Raw genomic sequence first — 16,227 nt, forward strand, 5'->3', positions numbered from 1 at the left:
CCTCGCCGCGTCAGCCCGACCGGCGCGTCCGGAAGATGGCGGTCCCCGGGAGGTAGGCACCGCGGACCGGTCCCCAGCCGCCCCAGACCTCCTGGTTGTCGGCCGGCCACTCGGGCTCGACCACGTCCTCGATCACGAGCCCTGCGCTCACGACCTCACGCACGTGGTCCCCGATCGTCCGGTGGTACTCGGCGTACGCGACGCGACCGGACGTGTCGGTCTCGACGTAGGGTCGGCGGTCGAAGTACGAGCGGTGCGCCGTCAGGCCGTGCTCGCTCGGGTCGTCGGGGAACGCCCAGCGCAACGGGTGGGTCACCGAGAACACCCACGCCCCGCCGGGACGCAGGAGGCGAGCGGCCTCGCGGTGGATCGCGGCGGCGTCGGGCACGAAGGGGATGGCCCCGAACGACGTGAACGCGACGTCGAAGCTCGCGTCCGCGAACGGTAGCCGGCGTGCGTCGGCCTGCACGAGCGGCACGGCGACGCCCGTCGACGCGTTGAGCCGTGCACCCGTGGCGAGCATCCCGCCCGACACGTCGGTCGCGACGACCTCGACGCCGCGCGACGCGAGCCAGCGCGAGCACTGGGCCGCGCCGGCTCCGACCTCGAGCACCCGGCGGCCGTCGAGGTCGCCCAGGAGGTGGGCCTCCGACTCGCGCAGCCCCTCGGGGCACCAGCAGAAGTCGACCGCGCCGAGGAAGTCGCCGTGCTCGTCGAGGTACTCCTGCGCGTTGGCGTCCCACCACGTGCGGCCCGCGGCCCCACCCTGCTCCGCGGGCACGTCGCGGTACCCGACCGACCCGATCGTCTCATCCGTCATGCATCCATCGTCTCGCGAGGAGGGTCGTTCCGCGGCATCGCCGCTGGTGATCGATAGGGTGGGGGTTGGTCGGTCGAGCGATGGCGCTGGTCCGCCTTCCGACGATCACTCATCACGAGACGAGGTTCGAGTTGCGCATCGGTCTGCTCACAGGTGGCGGGGACTGCCCCGGTTTGAACGCGGCCATCAGGGCTGTCGTCAAGCAGGGGATGGGCGAGTACGGGCACACGATCATCGGGTTCCGCAACGGGTGGAAGGGGGTCGTCGACGGCGACATCGTCCCGCTCGGACGCCAGGACATCCGGAACGTGCTGCCCGTGGGCGGAACCCTCCTGGGGACCGCCCGCTTCCACCCGCACGCCTCCGACGGCGGCATCGACGCGGTCCTCGCGACGGTCGAGGCCGAGCGTCTCGACGCCATGATCTGCATCGGTGGCGACGGCACGCTGCACGCCGCCAGCAAGGTCGCGGACGCGGGCGTCAACATCGTCGCGATCCCCAAGACGATCGACAACGACGTGGAGGGCACCGACCTGTCGATCGGCTTCCACACGGCCGTCAACATCGCGACCGAGGCGATCGACCGGGTCCACACGACCGCGGAGAGCCACAACCGCGTCATGGTCGTCGAGGTCATGGGGCGCCACGCGGGCTGGATCGCCGTCAACGCCGGCATCGCCGGCGGTGCCGAGGTCGTGCTCGCCCCCGAGGACCCGTTCGACATGGACGCCATCGAGAAGTTCCTGCGCCACCGTCACCGTGCGCACGCCAACTTCTCGATCGTCGTGGTCGCCGAGGGTGCCGTGCCGCGTGAGGGCAGCAGCATGAACTTCACGCAGGAGCTCGGCAAGTACGGCGAGATCATCGCGGGCTCGATCGGTGAGCGCGTGTCGGCCGAGATCGCCAAGCGCACGGGGTTCGACACGCGCCTGACCGTGCTCGGCCACGTCCAGCGTGGCGGGGAGCCCACCCCCACGGACCGCATTCTCGGCAGTCGTTTCGGCGTGGCCGCGGTCGACGCGATCTCGCGCGGGGAGTCGAAGGTCATGACCGCGCTGCGCGGGGAGAGCGTCGTCCTCGTCCCGCTCGACGAGATCGCGGGCAAGGTCAAGCACGTGCCCGCCGAGCTGCTGCGGGTCGCGCACGCCCTGTCCTGACGCACGCTCCCGCACCGCGGACGGCCGCTCGGGGCCGTCGCGCGTCGGTCGACGGGCCGCCGACCGACGCGCTCGACGCCGAACGGGTGAGAGCGCGTGCACAGACGCGGCTCCCTTTGACCCCGTCGCCTTTCCGTCGATAGGATGTCTGACGGTGCAGTGCGCCTACCGCCCTACCTCCTGCCTGAGACGTGACGCGTCCGTCGTGTTCGTCGTGGCGGGGCCGTTCCGTGCTCGGAGCGGAGGTCACCGGTGGCGACCACCACAGCAGCATCCCTATCCGAACTACTTCCTGTCCGCATCGGAGCATCGAACTCAATGACCATCTCCACCCCCGCGAAGTCCGCACCTCAGGTTGCCATCAACGACATCGGCACCGAAGAGGACTTCCTTGCCGCCATCGACGCCACCATCAAGTACTTCAATGACGGTGACATCGTCGAAGGCACGATCGTCAAGGTCGACCGTGACGAGGTTCTCCTCGACATCGGCTACAAGACCGAGGGCGTCATCCCCTCCCGCGAGCTGTCCATCAAGCACGACGTGGACCCCGGGGACGTCGTCAAGGTCGGTGACGCAGTCGAGGCCCTCGTCCTCCAGAAGGAGGACAAGGAAGGTCGCCTGATCCTCTCCAAGAAGCGCGCTCAGTACGAGCGTGCCTGGGGCACGATCGAGAAGATCAAGGAAGAGGACGGCGTCGTCACCGGCACCGTCATCGAGGTCGTCAAGGGCGGCCTCATCCTCGACATCGGCCTGCGCGGCTTCCTGCCCGCGTCGCTGGTGGAGATGCGCCGCGTCCGCGACCTCCAGCCGTACGTCGGCAAGGAGATCGAGGCGAAGATCATCGAGCTCGACAAGAACCGCAACAACGTCGTCCTGTCGCGTCGTGCGTGGCTCGAGCAGACGCAGTCCGAGGTTCGCTCCACCTTCCTGCAGACCCTGCAGAAGGGCCAGGTGCGCCCCGGTGTTGTCTCCTCGATCGTCAACTTCGGTGCGTTCGTGGACCTCGGCGGCGTCGACGGTCTGGTGCACGTCTCCGAGCTGTCCTGGAAGCACATCGACCACCCCTCCGAGGTCGTCGAGGTGGGCCAGGAGGTCACGGTCGAGGTCCTGGACGTCGACTTCGACCGCGAGCGTGTCTCCCTGTCGCTGAAGGCGACGCAGGAGGACCCGTGGCAGACCTTCGCCCGGACGCACGCCATCGGTCAGGTCGTGCCGGGCAAGGTCACGAAGCTCGTCCCGTTCGGTGCGTTCGTGCGCGTCGAGGACGGCATCGAGGGCCTCGTGCACATCTCCGAGCTGGCTGTCCGCCACGTCGAGCTGCCCGAGCAGGTCGTCAACGTCGGTGACGAGGTCTTCGTCAAGGTCATCGACATCGACCTCGAGCGTCGCCGCATCTCGCTGTCGCTCAAGCAGGCCAACGAGGGCGTGGACCCGGAGTCGGACGACTTCGACCCCGCGCTGTACGGCATGGCTGCCGAGTACGACGAGCAGGGGAACTACAAGTACCCCGAGGGCTTCGACCCCGAGACCAACGAGTGGCTCGAGGGCTTCGAGGCGCAGCGCGAGACGTGGGAGTCGCAGTACGCGAAGGCTCACGAGCGCTGGGAGGCTCACCGCAAGCAGGTCGCCGAGGCTCTCAAGGCCGACGACGAGGCTGCGACCTCGGGCGAGTCGTCCGCCAGCTCCGCTGCCACCTACTCCTCGACCCCGGTCCAGGAAGAGGCTGCCGGCACGCTGGCCTCGGACGAGGCTCTTGCCGCTCTGCGCGAGAAGCTCACCGGTAACTGATCTCCTCCCGGCCTCCGGGCTGGGGTGATGTCATGACGAGGCCCGCCACCTTCGGGTGGCGGGCCGTCGTCGTGCCCGGGGTGGGGCGCGTGCGCAGGCCTTCGGCGGGACCACGGGCGAGGATCGCCGTCTAGGCTGGGACGATGCCGTGGATCACCGAGAGCTCCCGCACCGCGTACGAGAACCCGTGGATGAGGGTGCGGGAGGATCGGGTGATCCGCCCCGACGGGGCGCCGGGCATCTACGGCGTCGTCGAGCTGCGCTGGCCCGCGGTCTTCGTGGTGGCCCTCACCGACGACGACGAGGTCGTCCTCGTGACGCAGCACCGCTACGCCACGGACGCGCTCTCGATCGAGGTGCCCGCCGGCGCGAGCGACGGGGAGGAGCCGCTGGTCGCCGCCCAGCGTGAGCTGTTCGAGGAGACGGGGCTCCGTGCCCGGGAGTGGGTGCGGGTCGGGGGCATGGACGCCCTCAACGGGCTCGCGAAAGCCCCCGAGCACGTGTTCGTGGCTCGGGGGCTGACGGGGCCGCTGCCCGGGCGAGCGGCCAGTGACGCGTCGGAGGCCACGGACGCGGCGCGGGGGCAGTCCACGAGTCAGGTCGAGGAGGGGATCTCCCGCGTCGAGGCCGTGCCGTTCCACGAGGTGCTCGGCATGATCTCCCGGGGGACCGTCCGTGACGGTGAGACGATTGCGGCCCTCGCCCTCGCAGGGCTGTGGCTCGGCCGGTTCGCCTGACCTCGGCCTCCCGTCAGACCGCCATGCTCTCCTCGTCGTCCTGGGGACCGAGCGTCTCGTCGGACGGCGGGCTCACGGTGTCCCGCGTCGCGAACTGCGTCCGGTAGAGCTCGGCGTAGAGCCCGCCGCTGACGAGGAGGTCGGTGTGGGTACCGGTCGCCACGACGCGGCCCTGGTCGAGCACGACGATCATGTCGGCCTGACGGATGGTGGACAGACGGTGCGCGATGACGAGGGACGTCCGCCCGTCGAGCGCCGCGTCGAGCGCGAGCTGGACGGCCGCCTCGGACTCGGAGTCGAGGTGGGCGGTCGCCTCGTCGAGCACGACGAGGGCCGGCGCCTTGAGGAAGAGGCGCGCGATCGCGAGCCGTTGACGTTCGCCGCCCGAGAGCCGGTAGCCGCGGTCGCCGACCACTGTCTCGAGCCCGGCGGGCAGGGACTCGACGAGATCCGCGACGTGCGCCTGGCGCAGCGCGGTCCACAGCTCGGCGTCGGTGGCGTCCGGCCTGGCGTAGCGCAGGTTGCCTGCGATCGTGTCGTGGAAGAGGTGAGCCTCCTGGGAGACGACGCCCACGGTGTCCTGGAGCGAGCGCTGGGTGACCTCCCGCAGGTCGCGCCCGGCGATGCGCACGGCGCCGCTGGTGGGGTCGTACATGCGCGTGACGAGCTGGGAGATCGTGGTCTTGCCCGCTCCCGAGGGGCCGACGATCGCGACCATCGCGCCAGCGGGGACCTCGAACGTGACGTCGGTGAGGGTGTCGCTCGTCGGGTCGGAGCTCACTGTCGCGACGGCCTCGAGCGAGGCGAGCGAGACGTCGGCGGCGCCGGGGTAGCGGAAGGTGACGTGCTCGAGGGCGAGGCTCGCGCCGTGGTGGGAGACGTCGTCGGACAGGTCGCGCGCGTCCGGGGCGTCGGTGACGGACGGCTCGAGGTCGAGGACCTCGAGCACGCGCTCGAAGCTCACGAGCGCGGTCATGACGTCCACCTGGACGTTGGACAGCGCGGTGAGCGGTCCGTAGAGGCGGGCGAGGTAGGCCGTGAGGGCCACGACGACCCCCACGGTGAGCGTGCCCCGGATGGCCATGACGCCTCCGAGCCCGTAGACGATCGCGACGGCGACCGAGGCAACGGTCGTGAGGGCGACGCGGAACACGGTCGCGTACATGGCCGAGGTCACGCCGATGTCGCGCACCCGCCCGGCCTGGTCGGCGTACGTCGCCGACTCCTGCTCGGGGCGCCCGAAGATCTTGACGAGGTGCGCGCCCGCGACGTTGAAGCGCTCGTTCATCATCTGCGCGGCGTCCGCGTTGAGGGCGTAGCTCTCGCGCGTGATGCCGGCGAGCTTGCGGCCGACCCAGCGGGCGGGCAGCACGAACACGGGGAGCAGAGCGAGTGCGATGAGGGTCAGCTCCCACGACATCGAGAGCATCGCGGCGAGCACGAACACGACCGTGAGCAGGTTCGAGAAGACGTTGGACAGCGTCGACGTGAACGCCTGCTGGGCTCCGAGGACGTCGCCGTTGAGACGCTGGACGAGGGCTCCCGTGCGGGTCCGGCTGAAGAAGGCGAGCGGCATGCGTTGCACGTGGTCGAACACTGCGGTGCGCAGGTCGAAGATGAGGCCTTCGCCGACCCGGGCGGAGAACCAGCGCTCCCCGATGCTCAGCAGGCCGGACGCGAGTGCGATCCCGGCGACGACGAGCGAGATCTCGACGACGACGTCGACGCGACCGGCCGTGATGCCGTTGTCGATGAGCGACTTGAACAGCAGCGGGGTCACGGCGCCGGCCGCGGCGTTGAGGGCGATGAGCACGAGGAACACCCCGAGCTGCGCCTTGTAGGGGCGCGCGAAGCCGAGGATGCGCCGGACCGTGCCGCGGTGCAGCCGCTGCTTGGCCACGGACGAGTCCTGACGGAAGGTGCGCATGCCGGAGCCGCCACCGAAGGACGAGGGGAAGGACACGAGGCCTCCAGGGGGTCGGAGGGGGAGGGGCGGCGGAGGAGGGGCCTCGACGCCGTTAGTGAGCCTACCTCACCATGAGTTGGTTCACAAGAGGCCGTCGGGCGACTAGTCTCGTGCCTGTGACGACAGACTTCGACGCCGAGAACGCCGAGTTCCTCACCCTCCTGCACGCCGCGATGCGCGCCGTCCGCAGAGAGGCGGGGGAGCGCCTCGAGCGTGCCCGGACCACGCCCGGGCAGTACCGCATGCTCCGGGTGCTCGACCGCTGCGGGGGGCCACAGCGCCCCGGCGCGCTCGCCGGCATCCTGGACGTCGCCCCCCGGTCCGTGACGACCAAGGTCGACGACGCCGAGGCCGCCGGGCTCGTGCGCCGGCTGCCCGACCCCACCGACCGCCGCGCGACGCTCGTCGAGCTGACCGACGAGGGACGGGAGACCCTCGCGGCGGTCGCCGCCGAGCGCGAGACGAGTGCGGGCACCCTGCTCTCGCGCCTCGACGCCGACGACCGGCACGAGCTCCTGCGGCTGCTGCGCGTCGTGGCGGGGGAGGCCGGAGCCTCCCCAGGGCGTGCGCACGGGGCATGACTGGCAGGATGGACCCATGTTTCGCGTAGGCCTGACCGGCGGGATCGCAGCAGGAAAGTCCGTGGCCCTCGACCGGTTCGCCGAGCTCGGGGCCTGCGTCATCGACTCCGACGTGCTCGCGCGCGAGGCCGTCGCGCCCGGCACCGTGGGTCTGGAGGAGGTCGTCGAAGCCTTCGGCGACGGCGTCCTCGCGCCCGACGGGTCGCTCGACCGGGCACGACTGGGGACCATCGTGTTCGGCGACGACGAGGCACGGCGCCGGCTCAACGCGATCGTCCACCCGGAGGTCCGTCGTCTGTCGGCCGAGCGAGAGGCCCTCGTCGCGGCGCGCGACCCGCGAGCCGTGGTCGTGCACGACATCCCGCTGCTCGTGGAGACCGGCCAGGCTGAGTCGTTCCACCTCGTCGCCGTGGTCGTCGCCCCGCAGGACGTACGCCTCCGACGCCTCGTGACCTCACGGGGCATGAGCGAGGACGAGGCCAGGGCGCGCATCGCCGCGCAGGCCGGCGACGCCGAGCGCCTCGCGGTCGCCGACGTCACGCTCGACGGCAGCGGCACGCCCGAGGCCCTGCGTGCCGAGGTCGACGCCCTGTGGGAGCGCGTCGTGCGCGAGACCGCGGAAGAGCTCGCATGACCGTCCTGCTCTCGGGTTTCGAGCCGTTCGACGGCGCCGCGACCAACGCCTCCTGGCAGGCCGTGAGCGCACTGCGCGACGCGTGGGACGCGGACGAGCCGCTCGTCGCTGTCGAGCTGCCGTGCACCTTCGCCGGAGCCTGGCCCGCCCTGCTCGCGGCGATCCAGGAGCACCGGCCGCGGGTCGTCGTGGCCGTGGGGCTCGCGGGAGGGACGGACGCGGTCCGCCTCGAGAGGGTCGCGATCAACCTGGTCGACGCGCGCATCCCCGACAACGAGGGCTCGGCCCCCGTCGACGTGCCCGTGGTCGAGGGCGGCCCGGCCGCCTACTTCACGACCTTGCCGCTCAAGCCGTCGCTCGTCGCGGTGCGCGAGGCCGGGGTACCTGTCGCGGTGTCGGGCACCGCGGGGACGTACGTGTGCAACGCGACCTTCTACGACCTCGTGCGCTGGGCGGACGGCCGGGACGAGGTCCGGGCCGGGTTCGTGCACGTGCCTGCCGTGAGCGAGCCGGGACGCCCCGTGCCCGACGTCGGGTCCCTGCCGCTCGCAGCCGTCGTCCGCGCCCTGCGGGTCGTCGTCGAGACGGCGCTGGCCGACCTCGACGGTCGGCTCGCCCCCGACGCCGCGCGGGTGGTCTCGGCGGGCGCCGAGCACTGACGCGTCGGACGGCCGAGGCCCCCGGGGAGCATCTCCCCGGGGCCTCGGCCGTCGTTCAGCAGAGGGTCAGCTCGTGGCGCGCTTGCGGCGAGCCAGCAGGACGAGCCAGGTACCGCCCGCGAGGAGGGCCGCAGCGACCACGACGATCAGCGCCGTCTGCGCGCCCGTGGCCGCGAGGCCGCCTTCTTCCTGGCCGGTCGCGGTCCGAGCGGCCTTCGCGGGCGCCGTGGCGCCCGGCCACGGCTTGGGGTCGGCGACCGGGGCGGCCTTGTCCACCGTGACCGTGGGCGGCGTGGCGGTCGGAGGCACGACCGGGTTGGCCGGGACCGGCGTGCTCGGGGTCTTCTCGCCGGGCGTGAGGGGCTGGGGGGTCTCGGTGACCGGCGGGCTCACGGTGGCCGGCGGGACGTCGCAACCGAGCGTCGCCGAGCCGATCCACGGGAAGTTGTGGTGCTCGAGGCCGCCGCTGGCGCCCTGGCCCCCGAAGGTCAGGTCGCCTCCGATGTACAGGCGACCGTTGGTGTGGGTCTTCTGCTCGACGTCGGCCTGCGGGGCGAGGATCGAACCGACCGTCTGGCTGCTGCTCGTCATGGTGAGGTTCGTGGCGTCGGGGAAGTTCCAGAGGATACGAGGGGCCCACTTGCCGAGGGCGGTCCCTGCGTCGATCCGGTCGCTGCCCGACGCCATGTAGTTCAGCGAGAGGTCCGGCGTGGCGCCCGAGACGTTCACGACGATGGGTGCGGACGTGCCGACGTTCTGGAAGGTGACCTCGCCGCCGAGGCCCGCCACCTGCTCCGCGGAGACGTCGAAGACCTGCACCGCGGCCGAGCCGTCGCCCGTGAGGACCTTGCCGGCGAGGCTACCGGTCGCGGGCTTGCTCGCGAGGTCGGCCGAGACCTTGCCGAGCTCGGTCCGGAGGGCCTTGGCCTGCGGTGCGGGCACGGAGGAGTGCGGGGTCTTCTTGCCGCCGTTGAGCTCGAAGGTCCCCTCGATGGCGCCTCCGGCGACGACGTTGCCGCCCTTGTCGAGCCGGTGGGCGACCTCGACCCGTCCGGACTTGACGGTCACGGCACCTGCGGCCAGGACCATGTCGCTGCCGCTCGCCGGCGTGAACTGGGAACCGGCCCCGACGACCCCGAGGTTCATCAGGTCGCCCGTGTCGATGGTCACCGAGCCCTGGGAGACGAGGACGCCCTCGGACTCCTTGGCCCCGCCCAGCGCGGTGTAGTCGCCGCCGACGAACACGGCCACGCCCTTGTCGGTGAACAGCGGCGTGTTCGTGAGGCCGCCGGTGAAGTCGGGGCACTCGTTGCCGAGCGCGGTCGCGGGCAGCGGCGTGGCGGCGAGGGCGGGCGCCGCGCCGAGGCCCAGCAGGCCGGTGGTCAGGGCGCCGGTGGCGAGCGCGCCGAGGAGGGTGCGCTGGGGTGTCCTGCGCGTCGGGCTGAGGAACATCGATGTCTCCGGGGTCGAGGCCGAAAGTAAGGTCTACGTACTAATCCACGGTCCAGGATGGCCCGACGTCTGGTTTGTCAGGGGATATCAGGAGATGCGCGAGGATCACCGGCACAGTATTGGGCCCCGTCGCGACACGCCAAATCCCTTGCCGGGTGAAAGTCCGCGTTCGGGTCGCGCGTTCGTCGACCGTGGGCTAGCGGCGGTCGATAGTTCGCTTGTCGGTGGTTCGCCGTACCGTGGAACCATGCGTCCCGTCACCGATCTTCAGCGCACCGTCGCCCCGTTCGAGGTCATCTCCGACTACACGCCGTCCGGTGACCAGCCCACCGCCATCGCCGAGCTCTCGCAGAGGCTGCGAGCGGGCGAGAAGGACGTGGTGCTGCTCGGTGCGACGGGTACCGGGAAGTCCGCGACCACGGCGTGGCTCATCGAGGAGCTGCAGCGCCCCACCCTGGTCATGGCTCCCAACAAGACCCTCGCCGCCCAGCTGGCCACCGAGTTCCGGGAGCTGCTCCCCAACAACGCGGTCGAGTACTTCGTGTCCTACTACGACTACTACCAGCCCGAGGCGTACATCGCGCAGACGGACACCTACATCGAGAAGGACTCCTCGATCAACGACGAGGTCGAGCGGCTGCGCCACTCCGCGACGTCCTCGCTCCTGACCCGTCGAGACGTCGTGGTGGTGGCCTCGGTGTCGTGCATCTACGGCCTCGGCACGCCGCAGGAGTACGTGGACCGCATGGTCCGTCTCGACGTCGGCGACCAGGTCGAGCGTGATGCGATGCTGCGTCAGTTCGTCACCATGCAGTACACGCGCAACGACCTGGCCTTCACCCGGGGGACGTTCCGCGTGCGGGGCGACACGGTCGAGATCATCCCCGTCTACGAGGAGCTCGCGATCCGGATCGAGTTCTTCGGCGACGAGATCGAGGCGATCCACCTGCTCCACCCGCTCACGGGAGACGTGGTCCGCTCGGAGACGAGCGTCAACCTGTTCCCGGCGACGCACTACGTCGCCGGACCGGAGCGCATGGAGCGTGCGATCACCTCGATCGAGGCCGAGCTGGAGCAACGGCTCGCCGAGCTCGAGCGGCAGAACAAGTTGCTCGAGGCGCAGCGCCTGCGCATGCGGACCACCTACGACATCGAGATGATGCGCCAGATCGGCTCGTGCTCCGGGATCGAGAACTACTCGCGGCACATCGACGGTCGAGAGGCGGGCACCGCCCCGCACACGCTGCTCGACTACTTCCCCGAGGACTTCCTCCTCGTGATCGACGAGTCCCACGTCACGGTCCCGCAGATCGGGGCGATGTTCGAGGGTGACATGTCGCGCAAGCGCAACCTGGTCGACCACGGCTTCCGCCTGCCGAGCGCCATGGACAACCGGCCGTTGCGCTGGGAGGAGTTCGTCGAACGGATCGGGCAGACGGTCTACCTCTCGGCGACCCCGGGCAAGTACGAGCTCTCGATGTCCGACGGCGTGGTCGAGCAGATCATCCGGCCCACCGGCCTGGTCGACCCGGAGATCGTCGTCAAGCCGACCACGGGGCAGATCGACGACCTGCTGCACGAGATCCGGGAGCGGGTCGAGCGCAACGAGCGCGTGCTGGTCACGACCCTGACCAAGAAGATGTCCGAGGACCTCACGGACTACTTCCTCGAGCGCGACGTCCGGGTGCGGTACCTGCACTCCGAGGTGGACACGCTGCGCCGCGTCGAGCTGCTGCGCGAGCTGCGCATGGGGGAGTACGACGTCCTGGTGGGCATCAACCTGCTCCGTGAGGGGCTCGACCTGCCCGAGGTGTCGCTCGTCGCGATCCTCGACGCCGACAAGGAGGGCTTCCTGCGCTCCGGCACGTCCCTCATCCAGACGATCGGGCGTGCGGCTCGTAACGTGTCCGGCCAGGTCCACATGTATGCCGACAAGATCACGCCGGCCATGGCCCAGGCGATCGAGGAGACCACCCGGCGCCGGGAGAAGCAGGTCGCGTACAACCTCGAGCACGGCGTCGACCCCACGCCGCTGCGCAAGAAGATCGCCGACGTCACGGACATGCTCGCGCGCGAGGACATCGACACCCAGGAGCTCCTCGCGGGCGGCTACCGGCAGCCCGGCAAGGGGCGCGCTCCTGTACCGGGCGGCCCCAAGGAAGGCGCGACGACCGCCAACCGGCTGGCGGGGGTCGCGGCCGGCGAGCTCGCGGACCTCATCCAGGAGCTCAGCGACCAGATGCACGCGGCGGCGGCCGAGCTCCAGTTCGAGCTCGCGGCGCGACTGCGCGACGAGATCTCCGGGCTCAAGAAGGAGCTGCGGCAGATGCAGTCGGCCACCGCCTGAGCGGTGGGCCCGCCCGGGCAGGCGCCGCCGGCCCGGCGAGAGCGACAGAACGAGGGATGCCATGGCACGCACGGTCCAGATCACGTTCGACGCAGCGGACCCGCGGGGTCTGGGTGCGTTCTGGTGCGAGGCGTTGGGCTACGTCGAGCAGCCGCCGCCGGAGGGTTTCGCGGACTGGGAAGCCGCGATGGCGGCCTGGGGCATGAGCCCGGACCGCTACAACGCGTTCTACGCGGTGGTGGACCCGGACGGCGTGGGGCCGCGGATCTTCATCCAGCAGGTCCCCGAGCCGAAGACCGCCAAGAACCGCATGCACATCGACGTGGGGGTCGAGGGGGACGGGGCCGAGCGGGTGGGCAACGTCCGGTCGCACGCGGCCCACCTCGTCTCGCTCGGCGCGTCCGTGCTCCAGGAGATGGACGAGAACGGAGAGTTCTGGATCGTCCTGCAGGACCCGGAGGGCAACGAGTTCTGCGTGCAGTGACGATCGCCCGAGGAGCGGGTGGGTGCGAGGTGTGGGCGAGGCGCACTCGGGAAGGTTCGCCGCGCCCAGGTGGTTGTGGAAGCGTGGGTGCTCGCCTCGTGCCATGCCCTATGCTTGCCCAGTTGAAGGGGAGTATTCCTAGAAACGGTGATGTCGTCATCACGGTCGGCGTAGTCGTCGGCCCGGTGTCACCGGTCCTGCACGGTCACCTCTCGCGATCCGCCCTCGCGGGGATCGGTGACCGCGAGGGCGGAAGAGACCTTCGGTACTCGACGCTACGTACCGGAGGTATGTGTGATGGATGTTCCTGTCTGGATGTGGGTCGCGACGGTCGGCATGATCCTCGCGATGCTGGCCTTCGACTTCGTGGGCCACGTCCGCACCCCGCACGCCCCCACGCTCAAGGAAGCCTCGTGGTGGTCCGCCGGCTACGTCGGCATCGCGATCCTCTTCGGGGTCGGGATCTGGGCCTACTTCGGCTCGGTCTACGGCGGGGAGTACTTCGCCGGGTACATCACCGAGAAGAGCCTGTCGGTCGACAACCTCTTCGTGTTCGTCCTCATCATGACGAGCTTCCGGGTGCCCAGGCTGTACCAGCAGAAGGTCCTGCTGATCGGCATCACGATCGCCCTGGTCCTGCGCACGATCTTCATCTTCCTGGGCGCCGCGCTGATCGAGAACTTCAGCTGGGTCTTCTACATCTTCGGCGCCTTCCTCATCTACACCGCCTACACGCAGGTCAAGAGCGCGCGTGAGCACGAGGACGAGGAGTACAAGGAGAACGGCGTCCTGCGCCTGACGCGTCGTTTCTTCCCCACGACGGACGCGTACGTCGAGGACCGGATGTTCACGAAGATCGACGGCAAGCGCTACATCACGCCGATGCTCATCGTGATGATCGCCATCGGCAGCGCCGACCTGCTGTTCGCGGTCGACTCGATCCCCGCGATCTTCGGCCTCACGCAGGAGACGTTCCTCGTCTTCGCGGCCAACGCGTTCTCCCTGCTCGGCCTGCGCCAGCTCTACTTCCTGATCGACGGCCTGCTCGACCGGCTCGTGTACCTCGCCTGGGGCCTGGCCGCGATCCTCGGCTTCATCGGGATCAAGCTCCTCATCCACGCGCTGCACAAGAACGAGATCCCGTTCATCAACGGTGGCGAGCACGTCACCGTCATCCCTGAGATCTCGACGGCCGTCTCCCTCAGCTTCATCCTGGTCACGCTGGCCATCACGACGGTCGCGAGCCTCGCCAAGGACAAGAGCGACCGTCGTCGCCTGGAGAAGGAAACCTACTGATGCAGCACGAGCTGCCGTTCTGGTTCGAGGCGGCGTCCCTGACGGCCCTCGTCGTCCTCCTGCTCGTCGACCTGGTGGTCGTGGGGCGTCGCCCGCACGTGCCGTCGATGAAGGAGAGCGGCCTGTGGGTGGCGTTCTACGTCGCCCTGGCACTGGTTTTCGGCGGCCTCGTCGCCCTCGTGGGCGGCAGTGCTCCCGCGGTCGAGTTCTACGCGGGCTGGCTCACGGAGTACAGCCTGTCGGTCGACAACCTCTTCGTGTTCGTCATCATCATGACGAGGTTCGCCGTGCCGCGGGAGCACCAGCAGAAGGTGCTCATGGTGGGGATCATCGTGGCGCTCGTGCTGCGCGGGGCGTTCATCCTCGCCGGCGCCGCGATCATCGCCCAGTTCGTGTGGGTCTTCTACCTCTTCGGCGCGTTCCTGATCTACACCGCGATCAAGCTGGTCGCGGGTGGGGACGAGCCGGAGGAGTACCAGGAGAACCGGCTCATCCGGTCGTTGCGCCGGGTGCTGCCGCTGTCGCCGACGTACGACGGTGGCAAGCTGCGCACCGTGGTCGACGGCAAGCGGCTCTTCACGCCCATGCTGATCGTGTTCCTCGCGATCGGCAGCACGGACCTGCTCTTCGCGTTCGACTCGATCCCTGCGATCTTCGGGCTCACGCACGACCCGTTCATCGTGTTCACGACGAACGTCTTCGCCCTCATGGGGCTGCGGCAGCTCTACTTCCTGCTGGGGGGCCTGCTCGAGCGGCTGGTGTACCTGCCGATCGGGCTGGCGGTCATCCTGGGCTTCATCGGGATCAAGCTGATCCTCGAGGCCTTGCACGAGAACACGTTGCCGTTCGTCAACGGCGGGCAGCACATCGAGGCCGTCCCGACGATCCCGATCTGGCTCTCGCTCGTGGTCATCCTGGGTGCGCTCGGGGTCACGACGGTGGCCAGCCTGTTGCGCACGCGTGGTCAGCAGAAGGACGAGGCCCTGCCCGACGACGTCGACGCGGCCTCGTAGGCGCGTCTCGGCAGGCGCTGCTCGCCCCGTGAGAACGGCCCGTCTCCCTTCCGGGGAGACGGGCCGTCCGCGTTCGTGGACGGGGGAGTCGAGCGCTCCGTCCGGCGGCGGCGACGCTCAGACTCGGTCGGCCCAGGGGCCGATGACGGGAGACCACGGGCGCACGGTGCGCCGCGTGATGACGTTCTCGCGGGCGAACGGGTCGGCGTCGAACGTGCTCGCGACCGAGGCCTCGTCCGGGGCGTCGACGAGCAGCAGCGCGCCCGCGGGGTTGGCCGCGTCCTGGGCGAGGGGGCCGGAGGCGAGCAGCGTGCCCTCGTCGAGCAGCCCGCGCAGGAACGCACGGTGCTCGGGGCGGAACTCGTCCAGGACGGCGGGCTTGTCGGCGTACGTGTAGGTCACGGCGAAGATCGGCATGGCGACATTGAAGCACCATCCGGCGTGGTGGTGGTGACGGTCCGTCGTCGGCCCGCTCGGCCGCGCGACCGGTGTCCTACCAGCCGCGCTCGCGCCACTCGTCGAGGTGGGGGCGCTCTGCCCCCAGCGTCGTGTCCGCGCCGTGGCCCGGGTAGACCCAGGTGGCGTCGTCGAACCTGTCGAAGAGCCTGGTGGTGACGTCCGCGTAGAGCATCGCGAAGCGGTCCGGGTCGTTCGACGTGCTCCCGAGGCCGCCCGGGAAGAGCGAGTCCCCCGTGAACAGGTGTGCTCGGCCGGGCACGGCGTCCGGTGCGCTCGCGTGCTCGGGCTCGCGGTAGACGAGCGTGACCGAGCCGGGGGTGTGACCGCGCAGGGCGACCACCTCGAACGTGAGGTGGCCGACGACGATCGTGTCGCCGTCGTGCAGGTGGCGCGTGATGGTCGCGCCGGTCGCCTCGGCGACGGCTTCCGCGTCGGGAGCGCCGGCCGCGAGCCGCGCGCCGGTGGCCGCGCCGATCGAGGAGAGCGCCCCGAGGTGGTCGAGGTGCCTGTGCGTCGTGACGACGAGGTCGAGGCGGGCGGTCGACGAACCCTCCCGGACGAGCTCGAGGAGCCGGTCGGGCTCGGCGGCGGCGTCGACGAGGAGCTGGGCGCCGCTCCCGCGGCAGGTCAGGAGGTAGGCGTTGTTCTCGGCGGGCCCGACGGCGAGCTTGCGGACCTCGACCTCGTCCAGCACCCGCAGGTCGCTCGGTCCCGCGACCGTGACGTCTCCGGTGTATCCCACGCCGATCTCCTCGCTGTGCTGGTTGGCGTCCTGACGGACGACCGGCCGCCGGTGTGACGAGCCTCTCGTGCCGAGTCTGGCACGCCGGT

General features: G+C 70.2%; 15 protein-coding genes. 10 read left to right on the forward strand and 5 right to left on the reverse strand.

The genetic code is table 11. From position 1 onward, the window contains the following. Positions 1–10 precede the first annotated feature (10 nt). Positions 11–820, reverse strand: a complete 810-nt coding sequence (locus H9640_RS08585) for a class I SAM-dependent methyltransferase (protein WP_191790317.1) — start codon at positions 818–820, stop codon at positions 11–13. Positions 821–951: 131 nt separating this feature from the next. Here H9640_RS08585 and H9640_RS08590 point away from each other — a divergent pair, with 131 nt between their 5' ends. The 3 genes from H9640_RS08590 to H9640_RS08600 all read left to right on the forward strand — a co-directional run bounded on the left by H9640_RS08590 (position 952) and on the right by H9640_RS08600 (position 4,505). Then, complete coding sequence (locus tag H9640_RS08590; RefSeq protein ID WP_191790318.1) at positions 952–1,977, forward strand: 6-phosphofructokinase; 1,026 nt, start codon at positions 952–954, stop codon at positions 1,975–1,977. Between the two features lie 318 nt (positions 1,978–2,295). After that, positions 2,296–3,768 (forward strand): 30S ribosomal protein S1, encoded by a 1,473-nt coding sequence (gene rpsA / locus H9640_RS08595; protein WP_191790319.1) that lies wholly within the window; start codon positions 2,296–2,298, stop codon positions 3,766–3,768. 143 nt (positions 3,769–3,911) lie between these two features. Further along, complete coding sequence (locus H9640_RS08600) at positions 3,912–4,505, forward strand: NUDIX domain-containing protein (RefSeq protein ID WP_191790320.1); 594 nt, start codon at positions 3,912–3,914, stop codon at positions 4,503–4,505. A 13-nt stretch (positions 4,506–4,518) separates the two neighbouring features. Here H9640_RS08600 and H9640_RS08605 read toward each other — a convergent pair whose 3' ends face one another. Continuing rightward, positions 4,519–6,432 carry an ABC transporter ATP-binding protein gene (locus H9640_RS08605; protein WP_191790321.1) on the reverse strand — a complete coding sequence of 638 codons (1,914 nt, stop codon included), beginning with the start codon at positions 6,430–6,432 and terminating at the stop codon, positions 4,519–4,521. A gap of 155 nt (positions 6,433–6,587) precedes the next feature. Here H9640_RS08605 and H9640_RS08610 point away from each other — a divergent pair, with 155 nt between their 5' ends. From H9640_RS08610 to H9640_RS08620, 3 genes are read left to right on the forward strand one after another with little or no spacing between them, the layout of a single operon-like run. Next, a complete protein-coding gene (locus H9640_RS08610; protein WP_307824083.1) occupies positions 6,588–7,052 on the forward strand; it encodes a MarR family winged helix-turn-helix transcriptional regulator in 465 nt (154 codons plus the stop codon). Between the two features lie 16 nt (positions 7,053–7,068). Further along, positions 7,069–7,686, forward strand: a complete 618-nt coding sequence (gene coaE / locus H9640_RS08615; RefSeq protein WP_191790323.1) for a dephospho-CoA kinase — start codon at positions 7,069–7,071, stop codon at positions 7,684–7,686. Next, positions 7,683–8,345 (forward strand): pyroglutamyl-peptidase I, encoded by a 663-nt coding sequence (locus H9640_RS08620; protein ID WP_191790324.1) that lies wholly within the window; start codon positions 7,683–7,685, stop codon positions 8,343–8,345. Before coaE ends, H9640_RS08620 begins: the two co-directional genes overlap by 4 nt. Positions 8,346–8,411: 66 nt before the next feature. On the opposite strand, the gene H9640_RS08625 is transcribed toward H9640_RS08620, so the two are convergent. Next, complete coding sequence (locus H9640_RS08625) at positions 8,412–9,797, reverse strand: choice-of-anchor A family protein (RefSeq protein ID WP_191790325.1); 1,386 nt, start codon at positions 9,795–9,797, stop codon at positions 8,412–8,414. Positions 9,798–10,044: 247 nt separating this feature from the next. Between H9640_RS08625 and uvrB the strand changes: the two genes are divergently transcribed. From uvrB to H9640_RS08645, 4 genes are all read left to right on the forward strand, one after another. Continuing rightward, positions 10,045–12,144 carry an excinuclease ABC subunit UvrB gene (gene uvrB, locus H9640_RS08630; RefSeq protein ID WP_191790326.1) on the forward strand — a complete coding sequence of 700 codons (2,100 nt, stop codon included), beginning with the start codon at positions 10,045–10,047 and terminating at the stop codon, positions 12,142–12,144. Positions 12,145–12,205: 61 nt separating this feature from the next. After that, positions 12,206–12,628 carry a VOC family protein gene (locus tag H9640_RS08635; protein WP_191790327.1) on the forward strand — a complete coding sequence of 141 codons (423 nt, stop codon included), beginning with the start codon at positions 12,206–12,208 and terminating at the stop codon, positions 12,626–12,628. Between the two features lie 297 nt (positions 12,629–12,925). Continuing rightward, the gene (locus tag H9640_RS08640) at positions 12,926–13,924 is read left to right on the forward strand and encodes a TerC family protein (protein WP_191790328.1); all 999 of its coding nucleotides are present in this window, start codon (positions 12,926–12,928) and stop codon (positions 13,922–13,924) included. Next, the gene (locus H9640_RS08645; RefSeq protein ID WP_191790329.1) at positions 13,924–14,937 is read left to right on the forward strand and encodes a TerC family protein; all 1,014 of its coding nucleotides are present in this window, start codon (positions 13,924–13,926) and stop codon (positions 14,935–14,937) included. Before H9640_RS08640 ends, H9640_RS08645 begins: the two co-directional genes overlap by 1 nt. Before the next feature lie 117 nt (positions 14,938–15,054). Here H9640_RS08645 and H9640_RS08650 read toward each other — a convergent pair whose 3' ends face one another. Together H9640_RS08650 and H9640_RS08655 are read right to left on the reverse strand one after the other, a co-directional pair. Next, positions 15,055–15,354 (reverse strand): YciI family protein, encoded by a 300-nt coding sequence (locus H9640_RS08650; RefSeq protein ID WP_191790330.1) that lies wholly within the window; start codon positions 15,352–15,354, stop codon positions 15,055–15,057. A gap of 76 nt (positions 15,355–15,430) precedes the next feature. Then, positions 15,431–16,138, reverse strand: a complete 708-nt coding sequence (locus H9640_RS08655; RefSeq protein WP_191790331.1) for an MBL fold metallo-hydrolase — start codon at positions 16,136–16,138, stop codon at positions 15,431–15,433. Between the last annotated feature and the right edge of the window lie 89 nt (positions 16,139–16,227).

Source organism: Oerskovia gallyi, from assembly GCF_014836745.1.
In the GTDB taxonomy this organism is placed as follows: domain Bacteria; phylum Actinomycetota; class Actinomycetes; order Actinomycetales; family Cellulomonadaceae; genus Oerskovia; species Oerskovia paurometabola.